The sequence below is a fragment of the Escherichia sp. AM3 genome (assembly GCF_032029835.1).
In the GTDB taxonomy this organism is placed as follows: domain Bacteria; phylum Pseudomonadota; class Gammaproteobacteria; order Enterobacterales; family Enterobacteriaceae; genus Escherichia; species Escherichia coli.
Window position 1 is genome coordinate 1 of sequence record NZ_JAVUPQ010000425.1, and the last position, 832, is coordinate 832.

Consider the following 832-nt stretch of genomic DNA (forward strand, 5'->3'; position numbering starts at 1 on the left):
CTCCTTGCCCATGACCTGCATTTTTGTTTCTGATGGTTGGAATTCCTGTTTCCAGCATTGTTTTCAGACTTGTGAACTGGCTTTGTAAATATGCCGGAATTAAATTTTGACTTAAACAGCTATTTATTAGTTTTGATGCTGTATCATTAGGACTATATTTCCAGTTATTCTTATCATGTATTGCTTTCATTATACTTTCAAATGATTTCAGACAATCATTTAGACATTCTTTATAACGCTTATGCCTGTAATGCTCATGCGCAGCAAGGAATTCATCATTGGCGCCTTCAAACAAGGGTTCTCCACTTAAAAGAATCAGGGTTGGCTTTACGACATCAGCATGAATCAATTGAGAGTCTATCCTTATTATCTCTTCAGATTCAAACTGATAACCAACCCCATGTTCTCTAAACCTTTCATTTAGTTCAATAACTGCATCTCCAGGACTTTGACTTGTTATGTCTTTGAATTCATAATGGTTTTTCGCAACGTGGCTCACTAGTATCTGGAAGCATATTTCTATGAAATCTAGGCATTTCTCTGTATCGAAAAAGTCGACAAGAGCGTCAAAGTCATTCTTTGCAAATTCCTTCAAAGAAAAAACACCATATTCCTTAGAAAGTATCTCATGGATATATGCATATACTTTGTCAGCTTCATTTCTATACGATGTGTAGCGTTCATTAGAAGAGGGGAAGCCGATAGAATCAGTTATTATTTTAATAATTTGCACCCTGAGTGCATGTGGAATATTGTTATATTGATATACGTCATTTACTTCGCCACGAATTTTTCTTTGTCTCTTAGAATAAATATTAATAATTGCCATGAA

General features: G+C 34.9%; 1 protein-coding gene. It reads right to left on the bottom strand.

What is annotated here, in order from left to right; translation table 11 throughout:
* A partial coding sequence (locus tag RTW80_RS26350; RefSeq protein WP_312721030.1) for an STM4504/CBY_0614 family protein occupies nucleotides 1-832 on the bottom strand: 832 nt, incomplete at both ends.